Raw genomic sequence first — 16,696 nt, forward strand, 5'->3', positions numbered from 1 at the left:
AGACATCCTGTGAACGCACACCGCACCGCGGCATCCGTCATCACCACCGGACTTCGTCTCTCGCCCTCCCCCCGACCAGAGCGGACAACCTGAGCACCCCTCCTGACCACAGCGGAAGACCCGTGGGCTCCGACGGAGGCACACCGGCCTGTGTCGTGCCGCACTGAATTCGACCGCTCACTGCGCACCTCGTTGACGGAAGTTCAGGGCCAGCAGGACGTCCTCGGCGGAGGGGGACTCGCCGCCGCGCAGGTCGCAGATGGTCCAGGCGACGCGGATGGCGCGGTCGGCGCCGCGAGCCGACATGCGGCCAAGGCGCAGGGCGGACTCGACCGGGGCGACCGCTTCCGGGACGAGGGGGAACTGTTGGCGCAGGGCGTGTCCCGGGACTTCGGCGTTGGTGGTCCAACCGTGTTCGTGCCAGCGACGGACCGCGGCCCGCCGTGCGGCGGCGACGCGTTCGCGCACGACCGCGCTGCTCTCGGCGACGGCGGCGCTGAACGCTCCGCCGCCCTGCCCGTGCATCCGCACCCAGATATCGATGCGGTCCATCAGTGGGCCGGACAGTTTGCCCAGGTAGCGGCGGCGGGCCAGCGGTGCGCAGATGCAGTCGACATCGCGTGCGGAGGCGCACGGGCACGGGTTGGCGGCCAGGACGAGTTGGAAACGCGCGGGATAGCGGGCGACGCCGTCGCGGCGGGCGATGCGCACCTCGCCTTCCTCCAGCGGGGTGCGCAGCGCTTCGAGGACCTTGGTGCCGATCTCGGCGCATTCGTCCAGGAACAGCACACCGCGGTGGGCGCGGCTGACCGCGCCCGGCCGCGCCGAACCGGACCCGCCGCCGACCATCGCCGTGGCGGAGGTGGAGTGGTGCGGGGCGACGAAAGGCGGCGAGGTGACCAAGGGGTGCTCGCCCGAGAGCGCGCCCGCCATGGAGTGGATGGCGGTGACCTCCAGCGATTCGGAGTCGGTGAGCGGGGGGAGCAGTCCGGGAAGACGTTGCGCGAGCATCGTCTTCCCGATGCCGGGAGGTCCGGTGAGCAACAGGTGGTGCCCGCCCGCGGCCGCGACTTCCAGGGCCCAGCGGGCTTCGTCCTGACCGACGACCTCGCTGAGGTCGCCGCCGGGGCGCGCGGTATCGGGCGGGGCGCCGTTCGGTTCGAGCAGGCCCCCTTCGCCGCGCAACCAGCAGATGACGCGACGCAGATGGTCGGTGCCGAACACTTCGATGCCGTCCACCAGTCCGGCCTCGGCGAGCGCGGATTCCGGGACCACGACGGTGGACCATCCGGCCTTGCGCGCCGCGAGCACGGCGGGCAGCACACCGCGCACCGGCCGGACCCGCCCGTCGAGCGACAGTTCGCCGAGCAGTACCGTCGCGCCGAGTCGGTCGGAGGGGACCGCCCCCGCGGCATCGAGGACCGATACCGCCAGCGCGAGGTCGTAGACGCTGCCGACCTTCGGCAGTGTGGCCGGTGACAGGGCCAGCACCACGCGGCCGTCGGGCCACTTCTCCCCCGAGTTGGCCACGGCGGCACGCACCCGGTTGCGCGATTCCTGGAGCGCGGTGTCGGGCAGGCCGACCAGGTTGACCGACGGCAGGCCCTGCCCGATATCGGCTTCGATCTCCACCAGATGCCCGTCGACGCCCGTCACGGCGACCGAGTGGGCGCGGCCCAGCGCCATCAGAACACCCCCGCGAGATGTTCGACCACGGGCCGGTACCCGCGACGCAGCACGACCGCGACGACGTCGAAGCGGATCTGCGGCGCGCTCCCCTGCTGCTGGGCGAGCCAGCTCAGCGCGGTGCGTCGGATGCGCTGCTGTTTGGTGTAGGTGACCGCTTCGGCGGGGACACCGTAGGCGAGGCCGGTGCGCGTCTTCACCTCGACGAACGCGGTGACCTCGCGGTGCGCGGCGATCAGATCGAGTTCGCCGTAGCGGCAGCGCCAGTTCCGCGCGAGGATCCGCATGCCCGCGGCCTCGAGGAACCGGGCCGCCAGTTCTTCGCCTTGTGCGCCGAGCGCCTGATTGTCTGCCACCGGATCAGCGTGCCCGCCGGGCGGCCGCGATCAGCCGCGCCGACCTGGGGAAACCGCTGCCCTGTGGAAATCGGCCACCCTGTGCACAACCGGTGAGGCTACTCGGGAAGCCGCAGGTCGGGCTTCTCCAACTCCTCGATGTTGACGTCCTTGAAGGTGATGACCCGCACGTGCTTGACGAAGCGCGCCGGGCGGTACATGTCCCACACCCACGCATCGCTCATCCGCACTTCGAAGTACACCTCGCCGTCGGCGTTCTGCGGGCGCAACTCCACGGAGTTGGCCAGGTAGAAGCGACGCTCGGTCTCCACCACGTACGAGAACTGACCGACGATGTCCTTGTACTCGCGGTAGAGCGAGAGTTCCATCTCGGTTTCGTATTTCTCGAGGTCCTCGGCACTCATCGGGTGGAACGTCCTCCTTCTTCGCCGCACTGCGTTCGATGTGCGGTGTTCGCTGGGCTCCGGTGGGCGATCACACCCGCGGGCCGGTCACGCACGCCGCTGCGTCGTCTGCGCACATCATCTCGCATGGGCGGCGTCGGTAGCCACTCGGCTGTCCCGCGCGCCCTCCGGGAGGACCGTTTCGACGCCGTCGACCACCGTCGCGAGCGTCGCGGACGACTCGGCCGCGAGCGGGCGCAACCCCAGCGCCTCGCGCACGTTGCGCCAGGATCGGCGGTGTTCGTCGCTGGGGCCGAGACGTTCCAACGCGGCGGTGTGTTCGGGCGTGTTGTAGCCCTTGTGGGCGGCGAATCCGTAGCCGGGCAGCTTGCGGTCCAATTCGACCATCATCCGGTCCCTGGTGACCTTGGCGAGGATCGACGCGGCCGCGATGCAGGCCGCCGTCGCGTCGCCGCCGATCACGGGCAACGAGGGCACCGGGATGCCCGGCACCCGGAAACCGTCGGTCAGGACGTAGCCAGGGGTGTGGCGCAGGCCCGCCACCGCACGGCGCATGCCCTCGATGTTGGCGACGTGGATGCCGATGGCATCGATCTCCCAGGCCGGGATCACCACCACTTCGTAGGCCAGCGCGAGGCGGGTGATGATCGGGAACAGCTCTTCCCGGGTGGCCTCGGTGAGCTTCTTCGAGTCGTCCAGGCCGGCCAACCGGTCGTAGGCCTTGGGGGCGAGCAGACAGGAGGCCACCACCAGCGGCCCCGCGCACGGCCCGCGGCCCGCCTCGTCCACGCCCGCGACCGGCCCCAGCCCGCCGCGGATCAGCGCCGCCTCCAACGTGCGCAGGCCGCCCGCCCGGCGCATCACCACCCGCGGCGGCCACCCGCTGTTCGGCATCACGGCCACTCGACTCTGCCCCACCGTTCGATCATCCGCCCTGTCGCGCCGGTCAGTTCGTCTGGGGATCCTGACTCCTGATCGGACCGATGCGGTTCGGGGGCCAGATCTTGAACACCGCCTTGCCGCGCACGTTGTCGATGGGGACGGTGCCCTGCCACTCGTCGCCGACGTGGGCGCGCGAATCGGCGGACTGGTTGCGGTTGTCGCCCATCACCCACAAATGGCCCTCCGGGACCCGCACCGGGCCGAAGACGCGGCCGGACGGGTAGGTGCCGTTCTGCTGGCCCGGGGTCCACTTGTAGTCGTTCTCGACGTAGGGCTCGTCCAGCGGTTTGCCGTCGACCAGCACCCTGCCTTCGGCATCGCAGCACTGCACCGTCTGACCGCCGACCGCGATCACCCGCTTGACCAGGTCGTTCTCATCCGGCGGGACCAGGCCGAAGAAGGAGAAGAAGTTCTGCACGCCGCGCACCACACCGTTGTCGGAGCGGATCGAGCGGTAGGCGGTGTTCCAGGACGGCGGGCCCACGAAGACCACGACGTCGCCCGGTTCCGGATCGCTCCAGTAGGAGGTGATCTTCTCGACGTAGATCCGGTCGCCCGTGCAGCCCGGGCAGCCGTGCAAAGTCGGTTCCATCGACTGGGACGGGATGACGTAGGGCCTGCCCACGAAGCTCACCATCAGTGCCGCGATGACGGCCGCGATGACGATGAGGATCGGCAGTTCCTGCCAGAACGGGCGTTGTTTCTTGACCTTCTTCTGGCGTCGCGCGCGCCGGGTGCGCCCCGCGCCTTCGTCGTCCGAACCGGACATCGCCACCGACCCACTTTCGTCTGCCACGCCGAACAGAGTAGCCCGACACCATGACGATCGGTCCGGTGCCGGGCTACTAAGGGCTGTCACGGCTTTCACGCCGTGGCCGCGAGGCCGGATGCGTTCGCGCACCGCGGCCTCACGACGGGAAGCTCAGCGCTTCTCCTTGATCTTGGCGGCCTTGCCGCGCAGGTCACGCAGGTAGTACAGCTTGGCCCGGCGGACATCGCCGCGGGTCACGACCTCGATGTGGTCGATGTTGGGGGTGTGCACCGGGAAGGTGCGCTCCACGCCGACGCCGAAGGAGACCTTGCGGACGGTGAAGGTCTCGCGGACGCCGCCGCCCTGACGTCGGATGACGACGCCCTTGAAGACCTGGATGCGCTCCTTCGAGCCTTCGATGACCTTCACGTGCACATTGAGGGTGTCGCCCGGCCGGAAGTCGGGGACGTCGCTGCGCAGCGACCGTTCGTCGAGGAAGTCAAGGGTGTTCATGTCCATCCTTCTGATGTGTGCGCGAACAGAGGACCCTGGCGGCACGGGTGGTGCGCGACCGGTTCATGCTCCGAATTGAGGAGTGCTCCCGGGGTCGACAAAGCACCCAGGGCAACCCGTGCATTGTGCCAGACCGGGCGCACGCAGGAAAAATCGCCCCCGCTGGTCAGCTGTCGGCGTCGCGCTCCCACGGCAGGTGGTGCGGATGCGGCGAGGGCGGCGCGGGCACCACCTTCCTGCTCAGCTCGGCCTCCGCGGCCACCCGCGCGTGCTCGACGTCGGGTTTGCCCGCGATCAGATCCTGGATGAAGATTTTGGCCCGGATCACCGGACGCCGGTAGCGACGCTCCCGGACGATCGCCCGGTACATCATGCGGCGGCGGTCGGCGTAACGCCACCGCGCCCAGGGCGCGCCGGGGCGGCTGAGCCGCAGCGCCCCGACCACCAGCAGCGGCGGGAAGAACATGCCGAACAGACCCGTCCAGATCTTGCCCTTGGCGATGACGATCGCGGCCAGCATCAGGTTCACGATCGCGAAGGCGCTGACGACGATGCGGGCCTCGGTGCCCATGTTGGCACGGAAGTCGTTGATCTCGAGCAGCGAGAGCGGGTGGAAGCCGAGCAACAGCAGACCCGTCACCGCGAGGGCGACGAACACCGCGTCGACCGAGGTGCGGCCCTGTTCCTCCCAGTAGACGTCGCGCAGGTAGTAGATCAGCGCGAATTCGTCGAGGACCAGGGCCGCGCCCACGCCGAAGGCCGCGGCGAGCAGGCTCGCGGTGAGGTTGTCGGCGTCGTCGTAGACCGCGACCATGCCCAGGCCGGAGCCGAGCACCAGGATCACGCCGAAGACCATGTGGTGGATGTGCACGCTGCCCGCGCGCAGGTTGCCGGGCCACCAGCGGACCTTCTTGCGGATCAAGCGGACGCTGAGGCGGATGAACAGGAAGCCGACGATGAACCCGAACAGGAAGCACAGCAGGGGCAGGCGACCCTGCGCGATCACATCCTCTTCGAGCCATCTGCGCATGGCCGCCCGCCCCTTCGTCCGTGTGTGGCGCTACCGGCCGAAACCGGCCCGGCGCAGCGCGTCGGCCATCGACCCGGTGGGTGCGGGCGCGTTGCGGCGCTGATCTCCGCCGCGCGCGCGGTTCTGGTTCTGGTTGCGCCCGCCCTGACCGCCTTGACCGCCCTGCTGACGACCCTGACCGCCGCCCTGCTGGCGGTTCTGGCCACCCTGTCGCTGACGGTCGCCGCCGCCCTGACCGCGTCCGCCCTGACCGCCACGGTTGCCGCCGGACTTGCCCGCGGTGCCCGGTTCGTCGTCCAGGCGCAGGGTCAGGCCGATGCGCTGACGCGCCACGTCGACCTCGAGCACCTTCACCTTGACCACGTCACCGGATTTGACGATCTCGCGCGGATCGTTGACGAAATTGCGCGACATCGCGGACACGTGCACGAGGCCGTCCTGGTGCACGCCCACGTCGACGAACGCGCCGAAGGCCGCGACATTGGTGACCACGCCCTCGAGCACCATGCCCGGTTCGAGGTCGGCGACCTTCTCCACGCCCGCGGCGAATTCGGCGGTCTTGAACTCGGGGCGCGGGTCGCGGCCGGGCTTCTCGAGTTCGGCGATGATGTCGGTGACGGTGGGGACGCCGAAGGAGTCGTCGGTGAAGTCGGCCGGACGCAGCGAACGCAGCGCGGCGGTGTTGCCGATCAGTTCGGTGACGCCGTTGCCCGTCTTCTCCAGGATGCGCCGCACCACCGGATACGCCTCGGGGTGCACGGCGGAGGTGTCGAGCGGGTCGTCGCCGCCGCGGATGCGCAGGAAGCCCGCGCACTGCTCGAACGCCTTGGGCCCCAGACGCGGAACCTTCAGCAGCGCGGTGCGACTGCGGAACGGGCCGTTCTCGTCGCGGTGGGCGACGATGCTCTCCGCGACCGACCCCGCGATGCCCGACACGCGCGACAGCAGCGGCACCGAGGCCGTGTTGACGTCGACGCCGACCGCGTTCACCGCGTCCTCGACCACCGCGCCCAGCGAACGGGCCAGCAGCGTCTCGGAGACGTCGTGCTGGTACTGGCCGACGCCGATCGACTTGGGGTCGATCTTCACCAGTTCGGCCAGCGGGTCCTGCAGGCGGCGCGCGATGGAGACCGCGCCGCGCAGCGACACGTCCATGTCGGGCAATTCCTGGGTGGCGTAGGCCGAGGCCGAGTACACCGACGCGCCCGCCTCGGACACCACGATCTTGGTGGGCTTGTTCTCGGGGATGCGCGCGATGAGTTCGGTGGCCAGCGCGTCCGTCTCGCGCGAGGCGGTGCCGTTGCCGATGGCGATCAGTTCGACGCCGAACCGGGCCACCAGCGCGCCCAGGACGGCCAGCGACTTCTCCGTCTGCCCCTGCGGCTTGTGCGGGTAGATGACCTCGGTGGCGACCGCCTTGCCGGTGGCGTCGACCACCGCGACCTTCACGCCGGTGCGGTAGCCCGGGTCCAGGCCCATCGTGGTGCGGGTGCCCGCGGGCGCGGCGAGCAGCAGATCGCGCAGATTGGCGGCGAAGACGTCGACCGCGTCCTTCTCGGCGGCCTGGCGCAACCGCATCCGGGTGTCGATGCCCAGGCTGACCTGGAGTTTGGTCCGCCACGCCCAGCGCACGGTGTCCAGCAGCCAGGTGTCGGCGGCGCGCCCCTGATCGGCGATGCCGAAGCGCACCGCGATGCGGCCCTCGTAGATCGAGCGCTGCCCGGGTTCGAGTTCCTCGGTGTCGGATTCCAGTTGCAGGGAGAGCACTTCTTCCTTCTCCCCGCGCAGCAGCGCGAGGATCCGGTGCGAGGGCAGCTTGTCGAACGGTTCGCTGAACTCGAAGTAGTCGGCGAACTTCGCGCCCGCCTCCTCTTTGCCGGGCCGCACCGTGGAACTGATCTGGCCCCGGTTCCACATGAGTTCGCGCAGTTCACCGACCAGGTCGGCGTCCTCGGCGAAACGCTCGACCAGGATCGCGCGCGCGCCCTCGAGCTGTTCGGCGGTGTACTGCGCGGGATCGGTGGCGGGGTCGCCGATCAGGGCGTCGGCGACCGGCTCGTGACCGGCCTCGCGGGCGATCTGGGCCTTGGTGCGCCGCTTGGGCTTGTAGGGCAGGTAGATGTCCTCGAGACGGGCCTTGGTCTCGGCCGTCATCAGCTGACCGAGCAGCGCGTCGTCGAGTTTGCCCTGACCCCTGATGGATTCGATGATCGCGCCGCGGCGCTCGTCGAGTTCGCGCAGATAGTGCAGACGTTCGTCGAGCTGCCGCAGTTGCGCGTCGTCCAGGCCGCCGGTGACCTCCTTGCGGTACCGGGCGACGAACGGCACGGTCGAACCGCCGTCGAGTAGTTCGACCGCGGCGCTGACCTGACTCTCGCGCACACCGAGTTCGTCGGCGATGCGCCGTGCGACGCCCGCGAGAGCGGACGGCGTGGCGGCGGGCGTGTCGGTGTTCGTCGCTGAACTGGCGATCTCGGGCGCTGTCGTCACGCCGCAGACACTACCGGTGTCCGCTGACAGCCGACCGACACCCAGGTGAAGTGCGGTCGCCGCACGGTCAGCTCACGCCGCGTCCGCGCAGGACGAAGCGCTGCACCTTGCCGCTGGGCGTCTTGGGCAGACTCGGCACGAAATGCACCCGGCGCGGGTAGGCGTGCGCGGCGAACTTCTCCTTGACCAACCGTTGCAGTTCCGCGCCGAGCGCGCTGTCGCCCTCGGAACCGTTGCGCAGCACCACGAATGCCTCGAGCACCTCGCCGCGCAGCGCGTCGGGCACGCCGACCACGGCCGCCTCGGCGACCTGTTCGTGCAGTACCAGAACACTTTCCACCTCGAAGGGCCCGATTCGGTAGCCCGCCATGATGATCACGTCGTCGTCGCGGGCGGAGAACCGGAAGCAGCCGTCGGCGTCGCGTGAGCCCGCGTCGCCGGTGAGATACCAGCGTCCGTCGGCGGTGAAGCGCTCGGCGGTGCGCTCGGGAGCGTCGAGGTAGCCGCCGAACCACAGCAGCGGACTGTTCGCGACGTCGACGGCGACCCGCCCCATCTGTTCGGGCGCGGCCTCCAGATCGGTTTCGTCGGCCAGTACGGTGCACCGCCAACCCGGCAGTTCCCGCCCCATCGAGCCCAGCGGGACCGGCGCGGCGAGCCGGTCGTGCCAGGCGTTGCCGATGACCATGCCGTGCTCGGTCTGTCCGTAATGGTCGCGCACGGCGACGCCCAGGGTGCGCGCCGACCAGGCGACCACCTCCGGGGTCAGCGGTTCGCCCGCCGAGGACGCGCACCGCAGGGTCAGTCCGGCGGGCACGGGCGTGTCGTCGGCGCGCAGCGCGCGGTAGACCGTGGGAGCGGCGGTGAAGTTGGTGACGCCGAACTTCTCCAGGACCTGCCAGGTCAGCGCGGGCGAGAACCCGGCGTGCAGCAGCAGGCTGCGGGTTCCCGAGGCCAGCGGCCCGAGGATCGCGTAGTAGAGCCCGTAGGCCCAGCCGGGATCGGCGGCGTTCCAGAACACGTCGCCGGGACGAACGTCCAGGGCGAATTCCTGATAGGCGTGGAACGAGGCGAGCGCCCGCAGCGGGACGGGCACGCCCTTCGGCGTTCCGGTGGTCCCGCTGGTGAACAACTGGACCAGCAGACCGTCGCCGCCGAGCACCGCCGCCGCCGCGCCCGGATCGTCGGGCGCGTGCGACCACAGCAGGTCCGCCAGGTAGAGCGGGACGGCCCCGTTCGCGGCGGCGGGTCGCTCGCCCGCGATCACCAGCCGCCACGGCGGGTCGGCGGGCAGGTCCGCGCCCGACGCGAGCTTGCAGGCTTGATCGGCGTCCGCGACGACGAGCCGGGCCCGACTCGCGGCCAACCGCAGCGCGATGGCGGGCGGCGCGAACGCGGTGAACAGCGGGACGTGGACCGCCCCGCGCCGCCAGATGCCCAGCAGGGTGACGATCAGATCCGCGGATTTGCCCATCAACGTCGCCACCCGGTCGCCCGGTTCGACACCGAGATCGGCCAGCGCCGCCGCGCACCGCGCCGATCGTTCGCGCAGTTCGCCGTAGGTGAGGTCGACCGAGCTCAGATCGGCGTCGACCAGGGTGAACGCCACTGCCTCGGCGGGATGGCGATCGCACAGCAACTCGGCGGCGCAGGCATCGGGTCCGGTGTAGGCGGCCAGCAGTTCCTCGACCCGCCCACTCAGGTCCACACTCATCTCGTCTCCTCGAATCCTCCCGGCGGGGACATATGCCACCCGGTGTCACCTAGGATGTGGGTCACACCCTCGGTCCCACTACCCCCGAATTGGGGTGATCCCGGTGAACGCTCCGCTACTGCGTCCGCGCGACGCCGACGCCTTGCGCGCGGAGATCCGCGCGCTGGCCGACCGGACCGGCGTCCCGATGGTCTTCGGCGGCGAGGTGCACGAGGACGTCCTGGTGCTCACCGAATTCGTCGGCGCGGTCACCAACGGACTGCGCGGACTGCCCGTGCGACGCGCCTCCGGTCTCGGCGGACGTGTCGTGGACATGCGCCGCCCGATCACCGTCACCGACTACTACAGCTCCGACCACATCACCCACCACTACGACAGACCGGTCGCCGGGGAGGGCATCCGCTCGGTGATCGCGGTCCCGGTGGTGGTGGGCGACCGGTCCAGGGCGGTGCTCTACGCCGCCACCCGTGGTGACGCGCCGCTCGGCGACCGCACCGCCGAGTTGATGGTGCGCTCGAGCGGGCGACTCGCGCACGAGATCGCCGTGCGCGATGAAGTCGACCGCCGACTCCGACTACTCGAATTCGCCGCCCCCACGGCGGCGACCGCGCCCGCGGCCACCGAAGAACTGCGCACCCTGTACGCGGAATTGAGCGACCTGAGCCACGACGTCGGCGACGACGGACTGCGCGCCCGGCTGTACTCGGTCTGCGAACGGATGGCCCGCGCGCTGCACGAGGAACCCGCGCCGCAAGCGCCGCGACTGTCGCGCCGGGAACTCGACGTCCTCGGGCAGATCTCGCTCGGCTGCACGAATCAGGAAGCGGCGCAACGGCTCAGCCTCGGCCCGGAGACCGTCAAGAGCTATCTGCGCAACGCGATGGTCAAACTGGACGCGCGCACGCGCTACGAAGCGGTGGTCGTCGCCAGAAGGTTCGGGCTGCTGCCCTGAGGCGGTAGACCCCGGCGGAACGCACCACGGCTCAGGATTCGCTCGGCGGCAACAGATCCGGCCGCCTGGCCCGGGTGCGCGCCAAGGATTCCTCGCGCCGCCACGCCGCCACTTTCGCGTGGTCACCGGAAAGCAGGATCGGCGGCACGTCCAGACCGCGCCAACTCACCGGACGCGTATAGCTGGGCCCTTCGAGCAGACCGTCGGAAAACGAATCCTCTCGATGGGATTGCTGATTGCCGAGGACACCGGGAAGCAGACGCACGAACGCCTCGGTCATCACCAGCACCGCGGCCTCGCCGCCGATCAGGACGTAATCGCCGATGCTGACCTCTTCGACCCGCACGCGCCGCGCCGCGTCGTCGAAGACACGCTGGTCGATGCCCTCGTAGCGGCCGCAGGCGAAGACCACATGCTTCTCCTCGGCCCAGCGGTGCGCGGTGGCCTGGGTGAACGGGACGCCCGCGGGCGTCGGAACCACCAGCAGCGCGTCGTCGGGACAGACCTCGTCCAGCGCCGGACCCCACACCGTCGGCTTCATGACCATGCCGGGGCCGCCGCCGTACGGGGAATCGTCCACCGATTTGTGCACATCGTGGGTCCAGCGGCGCAGGTCGTGGACCTCCACCGAGATCAAGCCGCGTTCGATCGCCTTGCCCAGCAGCGCGGTGCGCAGCGGTTCCAGATACTCCGGAAAGATCGTGACGACATCGATCTTCATCGCCCCTCCTGCCCTATTCCGGGTCGAGCAGACCCTCGGGAGGATCGATCACGACGAGCCGATCCGACAACGACACCGTCGGCACGATCGCGGTGACGAACGGGATCAGGATCTCGCGACCGTCCTCGGCTGCGCGCACCGCGAGCAACTCCCCCGCCGCCGAATGCAGGACCTCGCGCACCGTACCCACCGGCGTACCGTCGGTGAGCTGCACGAACAGGCCCTCGAGTTCGTGATCGTAGAACTCGTCCGGATCTTCGTTCGGCGGCAGATCCGCGCTGTCGACCACGAACAGCGTGCCCCGCAACGCGTCGGCGGCGCCGCGGTCGGACACCCCGCGCAGGACGACCAGCAGCCGCCCGGAATGCTCACGGGCCGACTCGACGGTGAATTCCCGCACCTCCGACGAGCGCGCCGGACGCCCCCGCAAGGTGGCGCCCGGCGCGAAACGCGATGCGGGATCGTCGGTGCGGATCTCGACGACGAGTTCGCCGCGCACACCGTGCGACTTGGCGACCCGCCCTACGACGAGTTCCATCTACTGATCGGTGTCGACCACGTCGACCCGGATGCCCCTGCCGCCGATCCCGGCGACGAGGGTGCGCAGCGCGGTGGCGGTGCGGCCGCCGCGACCGATGACCTTACCCAGGTCGTCGGGGTGCACGTGCACCTCGACGGTGCGCCCGCGACGGCCGGTGATCAACTCGACGCGGACGTCCTCCGGGTTGGCGACGATGCCGCGAACCAGATGTTCGACGGCATCGGCGACGACGGCGCTCATCTACTCGGCGGCTTCGGTCTCGGCGGCCTCGGCCTCGTCCTTCTTGGCGGCCTTCTTCTTCGGGGTGACGGCCTCGGCGACGGGCTCGTTGTCGGCGGCGGCCAGCGCGGCGTTGAACAGGTCCAGCTTGGACGGCTTGGCGGCCTTCACCTTCAGGGTGCCCTCCGCGCCCGGCAGGCCCTTGAACTTCTGCCAGTCACCGGTGATCTCCAGCAGGCGCTGCACGGGCTCGGTCGGCTGCGCGCCGACACCCAGCCAGTACTGGACGCGCTCGGAATCGATCTCGATGAGCGAGGGCTCTTCCTTCGGGTGGTACTTGCCGATGGACTCGATGGCCCGGCCGTCACGGCGGGTGCGGGCGTCGGCGACGACGACGCGGTACTGCGGGTTGCGGATCTTGCCCAGGCGGGTGAGCTTGATGCGAACAGCCATGCTGATCTGCCTCTTTCCAATGGTTGGTCACGACGCGATTCAGCAACCCGCACGGTCTGCGAGCCCGGTTTCGCGCTTGGAGTGTGTGACCGCCGCGCGGTACGTGACCGGAGACGGGCTGACACTGTCCGGGAAGGACGAGGCACCATTGTGCCAGACCGGGCGAGCGCTCCCGAAATCGCGTCCTCACGCCCGCCGGTAACGCAGCAACACCACACCGGACCGGAAACTCTTGTTCTCGACCAGCCGCAACGGCGGCGCCGCGCCTCCGTCGACGAACAGTTTCGCACCACGGCCCAGGACCACCGGGTAGACGAACAAGCGGAACTCGTCCACCAGGTCCGCCGCGATCAGCGCGTGGACCAGGGTGATGCTGCCGGTGCTGACGATGTCGCGCCCGGGTCGCCGCTTCAGTTCGCACACCTGCTCCAGATCGCGCAGCACCACCGAATTGCGCCACCCCGGATCGCCGAGCGACCCGGACACCACGTACTTGGTGATCTCGTTCAGGTCCTCGGCGATGCCCGTCGTGTCGTCGGTCTGCTCCGGCCAGTACCCGCGCATCTGCTCGAAGGTCACCCGGCCGAACAGCACGCCGTCGCACCGCGCGGTGTGCGCCGCCAACTCCGCGATGATGTCGGATTCGTCCACCGCGTCGTCCCCGACGGTGAACCATCCCTCGGTCGCGTCGATGACGCCGTCGACGGTGATGTTCTCGGTGACCACCAGATCACGCATGCCGCACCTCCCTATCGTCCTCCGGGTATGGACGAGTTCCGCGCCGCCGAATCATCGGTACCGTTCGCTGGACGGGAAAGGACACGCCGCACACCTCTGAGAAGAAGCGTCAGCGCAACGCGGAGGTGTCGATGGTGACGGGTACGGGGGCCGGTGCCGTCACCGTTTCACCGGAGGCGGCGAAGACCTCCTGGCGGTAGCCCTGCTCACCGAGTCGGTAGCCCTCGAAGCGGGCCGGTTTGCCGTCCGGCAGTTCGACCACCCACAGGTAGGGCACGCGCGCCGCCGCGTATCCGGCGGTCTTGGTGTCACGTTCCTCGCGGGTGTTGCCGGGCGACCAGACCTCCACGGCGAGAACGAGTTCCTCCGGCGCGAAGCTGGTGCGGTCGATGTCGACGTTCACGATCGCCACGTCCGGGACCACCCCTGTCCGGAAGGCGGTGCTGATGCGCACGGCGACGGCGGGGAGCACGTGTAGGTCCTCGCGCCCCGCCGCACGCAGGGCGGTGCGCAGTGCCACGAACAACTCCCCAGCCGCGTATTGATGCGGTCCCCCGGGCGCCGGCGACATGAAGAGGTACCCCAGAATCAGTTCGAGTCGCGAGCCATCGACCGACGGGGTTTCCGCCAGCCAGTCTTCCACGGTCGTCGGTCCCAGCGGATGGATCATCGCAACCTCGGTATTCGTCGTCATACCGTCCGATCTCCCCGTCGCGTACGGCCATCAGTCGCCGGATTCGAAGCCGGGCCGCCTCGGCGTGATCCGCCGCCGCGGCCCGATGTCGACTGTAGTCGCGGCAACCGGCCACGCGGTAGGTCGACAGGCTCAGCGGTGGTCGGTTACGGGGCCGGTGGCGACTACTCGGCCGCGCAGGACGACGTGGCGGGGGTTGGTGAGGGCGGTGGGGGTGGTGCGGGGGTCCTCGTCGTAGACGACGAAGTCGGCGGGGGCGGATTCGGTGATGGTGGGGCGGCGCAGCCAGGCGCGGGCGCTCCACGAGGCGGCGCCGAGCGCGTCGTGCGGGGACAGGCCCGCGGCGGTCAGGGCGGCGATCTCGTCGGCGATGCGGCCGTGGCGGATCGAACCGCCCGCGTCGGTGCCCGCGTAGATCGGGACGCCGGCGTCGTGGGCGGCGGCGACGGTGGAGCGGACGCGGCGGTGCAGGTCGCGCATGTGCGCGGCGTAGGTGGAGAATTTGCTCGCGCTGTCGGCGATCTCGGGGAAGGTGTCGATATTGACCAGGGTGGGGACCAAGGCGGTGCCGTGCTCCACCATCATGGCGATGGTGTCGTCGGTGAGGCCGGTGCCGTGTTCGAGGCAGTCGATGCCCGCGCCGATGAGTCCCGGCAGCGCGTCCTCGCCGAAGACGTGCGCGGTGACGCGAGCGCCGTTGGCGTGCGCGGCGTCGATGGCCGCTTTGAGGACGGCCTCGCTCCACAGCGGGCGCAGGTCACCGACCGACCGGTCGATCCAATCGCCGACGATCTTGACCCACCCGTCCCCGTACCGGGCCTGTTCGGCCACGATCTGCGGCAGGTCGCGTTCGTCGTCGAGTTCCACGCCGAGTTCGCGGATATAGCGTTTGGGGCGCGCGATGTGACGGCCCGCGCGGATGATCCGCGGCAGGTCCGCGCGCTCGTCGAGGTAGTGGGTGTCGATCGGCGAACCCGCGTCGCGCAGCAGCAGCGCGCCCGCGTCGCGTTCTATCTCGGCCTGCGCGATCGCGCCTTCGCGGTCCTCGTGTCCGCCGCCGTAGCGGATGCCGACGTGGCAGTGCGCGTCGACCAGTCCCGGCACGATCCAGCCGCTGTCGCACAGGGTCTCGGCGTCGGCGACGCGCTCGAAGGTCACCACCCCGTCGCGCACCCACAGATCGCGGACCTCGTCGCCGGGCAGAACCACACCGCGCAGATGCACACCGACCTCCTGGACTGGGACTACCCAGAACCTACCGGGACCGGCCCGTTTCCGGGCGACGCCGATATCGGGTCGACACCGATGTGAGAGTCGACACCGCGCGCCGCCGCCCGCTGGTCCGCGCCGAACATTGCGATCAGCGCGAATCAAACCGTCGCGCGTTCGCCCCCGCGCGGAACATTCTCGAATTCCGGACTGTGGAGGAAGGCGGACCATGAGCGGATTCGCGGTAGGTATCGAACTCGACGGCGACGGATTCCATCCGGCGGCGTGGCGGCGTGCCGCGCGGACACCCGATCGGCTGCTGTCCGGCGCGACGCTGCGGGCCCGGGTGAGGGCCGCGGAGAATGCCGGATTCACGCTGGCGACGTTCGCGGATTCGATCCTGCCCGACGAGCACGTGCCCGCCCGCCTGGACGCCGTGACCCGCGCGGCTTTCGTCGCGGCCGCCACCAGCACCATCGGTCTGGTCCCGGTCGTCTCGACCACCTACACCGAACCGTTCCACGCGTCCTCGCAGGTGGCGACCCTGGACTACGCCTCGCGCGGACGCGCGGGCTGGATCGCCGAACGCCTCGACGATCCGCGCGCCGCCGCGACCTGGGGACGTCCGCAGGTCACCGGCGACGCCGAACTGGCCCGCGAACAACGGGATTCGATCGAGGTCGCGCGCCGACTGTGGGATTCCTGGGAGGACGACGCGGTGATCCGCGACGTCGCCTCGGGCCGGTTCCTGGATCGGGATCGCCTGCACTACATCGACTTCGAGGGCGACACGTTCTCGGTGAAGGGCCCCGCGATCGTGCCGCGCCCGCCGCAGGGTCAGCCGGTGGTCTTCGGCGCCGACGGCGACGTGGACGTGCGCTTGATCCGCGCGTCGACCCGCGGCGACCTCGACGCGCTCACCCGGGACAGCGCGACCCCGCTGACCTTCGCGGATCTGACCGTCGCGCTGGACACTCCCGCGGCCTCCGCCGCGCATCGACTCGAGGACCTCGACGCGCACGTCCCGACCGGTTCGGTCTTCGCGGGCTCGGCCGCCGCGTTGATCGACCTGCTGTCGGAGCTGGCCGAACGGGTCGACGGCGTCCGCCTGCGCCCGGCGGTGATCGACGAGGATCTGCCGGTGCTCGCGCGACTGGTGCTGCCGGGTCTGCTGGCCCGCGGCCACGCGCACCGCCCGGTGCCCGGGTCGACCCTGCGGGCCGAACTCGGCCTGTCCCGCCCGGCCAACCGCTACGCGGTCACGCACTGAACGAAAAGGACTC

At 70.1% G+C, this 16,696-nt stretch carries 18 protein-coding genes; 2 read left to right on the plus strand and 16 right to left on the minus strand.

Annotation, left to right across the window (positions count from 1 at the left end; genetic code table 11):
- Positions 1-177 precede the first annotated feature (177 nt).
- The 9 genes from ON30_RS18800 to ON30_RS18840 form a co-directional block, all read right to left on the minus strand.
- A complete protein-coding gene (locus ON30_RS18800; RefSeq protein ID WP_040708780.1) occupies positions 178-1,686 on the minus strand; it encodes a YifB family Mg chelatase-like AAA ATPase in 1,509 nt (502 codons plus the stop codon).
- Positions 1,686-2,042: a YraN family protein gene (locus ON30_RS18805; RefSeq protein ID WP_040708781.1), complete on the minus strand. Its 357-nt coding sequence runs from the start codon at positions 2,040-2,042 to the stop codon at positions 1,686-1,688. Before ON30_RS18805 ends, ON30_RS18800 begins: the two co-directional genes overlap by 1 nt.
- A 98-nt stretch (positions 2,043-2,140) precedes the next feature.
- Positions 2,141-2,446, minus strand: a complete 306-nt coding sequence (locus ON30_RS18810) for a DUF2469 domain-containing protein (RefSeq protein WP_011210678.1) — start codon at positions 2,444-2,446, stop codon at positions 2,141-2,143.
- A 117-nt stretch (positions 2,447-2,563) separates the two neighbouring features.
- Positions 2,564-3,340, minus strand: a complete 777-nt coding sequence (locus ON30_RS18815; protein WP_040708848.1) for a ribonuclease HII — start codon at positions 3,338-3,340, stop codon at positions 2,564-2,566.
- A gap of 52 nt (positions 3,341-3,392) precedes the next feature.
- Positions 3,393-4,157 carry a signal peptidase I gene (gene lepB, locus ON30_RS18820; RefSeq protein ID WP_083911512.1) on the minus strand — a complete coding sequence of 255 codons (765 nt, stop codon included), beginning with the start codon at positions 4,155-4,157 and terminating at the stop codon, positions 3,393-3,395.
- A gap of 153 nt (positions 4,158-4,310) precedes the next feature.
- Positions 4,311-4,652, minus strand: a complete 342-nt coding sequence (rplS, locus tag ON30_RS18825) for a 50S ribosomal protein L19 (RefSeq protein WP_040708849.1) — start codon at positions 4,650-4,652, stop codon at positions 4,311-4,313.
- A 166-nt stretch (positions 4,653-4,818) separates the two neighbouring features.
- The gene (locus ON30_RS18830) at positions 4,819-5,682 is read right to left on the minus strand and encodes a hypothetical protein (protein WP_040708784.1); all 864 of its coding nucleotides are present in this window, start codon (positions 5,680-5,682) and stop codon (positions 4,819-4,821) included.
- Positions 5,683-5,712: 30 nt separating this feature from the next.
- A complete protein-coding gene (locus tag ON30_RS18835; RefSeq protein ID WP_051029525.1) occupies positions 5,713-8,154 on the minus strand; it encodes a Tex family protein in 2,442 nt (813 codons plus the stop codon).
- 85 nt (positions 8,155-8,239) lie between these two features.
- Entirely contained in the window at positions 8,240-9,886 is a 1,647-nt protein-coding gene (locus ON30_RS18840) for an AMP-binding protein (RefSeq protein ID WP_040708785.1), read from the minus strand.
- Between the two features lie 97 nt (positions 9,887-9,983).
- Here ON30_RS18840 and ON30_RS18845 point away from each other — a divergent pair, with 97 nt between their 5' ends.
- Positions 9,984-10,838: a LuxR C-terminal-related transcriptional regulator gene (locus ON30_RS18845; RefSeq protein ID WP_245554115.1), complete on the plus strand. Its 855-nt coding sequence runs from the start codon at positions 9,984-9,986 to the stop codon at positions 10,836-10,838.
- Positions 10,839-10,869: 31 nt separating this feature from the next.
- Here ON30_RS18845 and trmD read toward each other — a convergent pair whose 3' ends face one another.
- The 7 genes from trmD to ON30_RS18880 form a co-directional block, all read right to left on the minus strand.
- Positions 10,870-11,559, minus strand: coding sequence for a tRNA (guanosine(37)-N1)-methyltransferase TrmD (trmD, locus tag ON30_RS18850; protein ID WP_040708787.1), 690 nt, complete (start codon positions 11,557-11,559; stop codon positions 10,870-10,872).
- 13 nt (positions 11,560-11,572) lie between these two features.
- On the minus strand, positions 11,573-12,097 hold the full coding sequence (gene rimM, locus ON30_RS18855; protein WP_040708789.1) for a ribosome maturation factor RimM: 525 nt from the start codon (positions 12,095-12,097) through the stop codon (positions 11,573-11,575).
- Positions 12,098-12,340: an RNA-binding protein gene (locus tag ON30_RS18860; RefSeq protein WP_040708791.1), complete on the minus strand. Its 243-nt coding sequence runs from the start codon at positions 12,338-12,340 to the stop codon at positions 12,098-12,100.
- Complete coding sequence (rpsP, locus tag ON30_RS18865) at positions 12,341-12,772, minus strand: 30S ribosomal protein S16 (protein ID WP_040708793.1); 432 nt, start codon at positions 12,770-12,772, stop codon at positions 12,341-12,343. It abuts the gene before it with no gap.
- Positions 12,773-12,958: 186 nt separating this feature from the next.
- On the minus strand, positions 12,959-13,510 hold the full coding sequence (locus tag ON30_RS18870) for a dihydrofolate reductase family protein (protein ID WP_040708794.1): 552 nt from the start codon (positions 13,508-13,510) through the stop codon (positions 12,959-12,961).
- Positions 13,511-13,619: 109 nt separating this feature from the next.
- Positions 13,620-14,204: a Uma2 family endonuclease gene (locus tag ON30_RS18875; RefSeq protein WP_083911508.1), complete on the minus strand. Its 585-nt coding sequence runs from the start codon at positions 14,202-14,204 to the stop codon at positions 13,620-13,622.
- A gap of 132 nt (positions 14,205-14,336) precedes the next feature.
- Entirely contained in the window at positions 14,337-15,428 is a 1,092-nt protein-coding gene (locus ON30_RS18880; RefSeq protein WP_040708795.1) for an amidohydrolase family protein, read from the minus strand.
- A gap of 214 nt (positions 15,429-15,642) precedes the next feature.
- On the opposite strand from ON30_RS18880, the gene ON30_RS18885 reads away from it, so the two are divergent.
- On the plus strand, positions 15,643-16,683 hold the full coding sequence (locus tag ON30_RS18885) for an LLM class flavin-dependent oxidoreductase (RefSeq protein ID WP_040708796.1): 1,041 nt from the start codon (positions 15,643-15,645) through the stop codon (positions 16,681-16,683).
- The last annotated feature ends 13 nt before the right edge of the window (positions 16,684-16,696 follow it).

It is taken from the genome of Nocardia takedensis NBRC 100417, from assembly GCF_000308695.1.
GTDB classification, from domain to species: domain Bacteria; phylum Actinomycetota; class Actinomycetes; order Mycobacteriales; family Mycobacteriaceae; genus Nocardia; species Nocardia takedensis.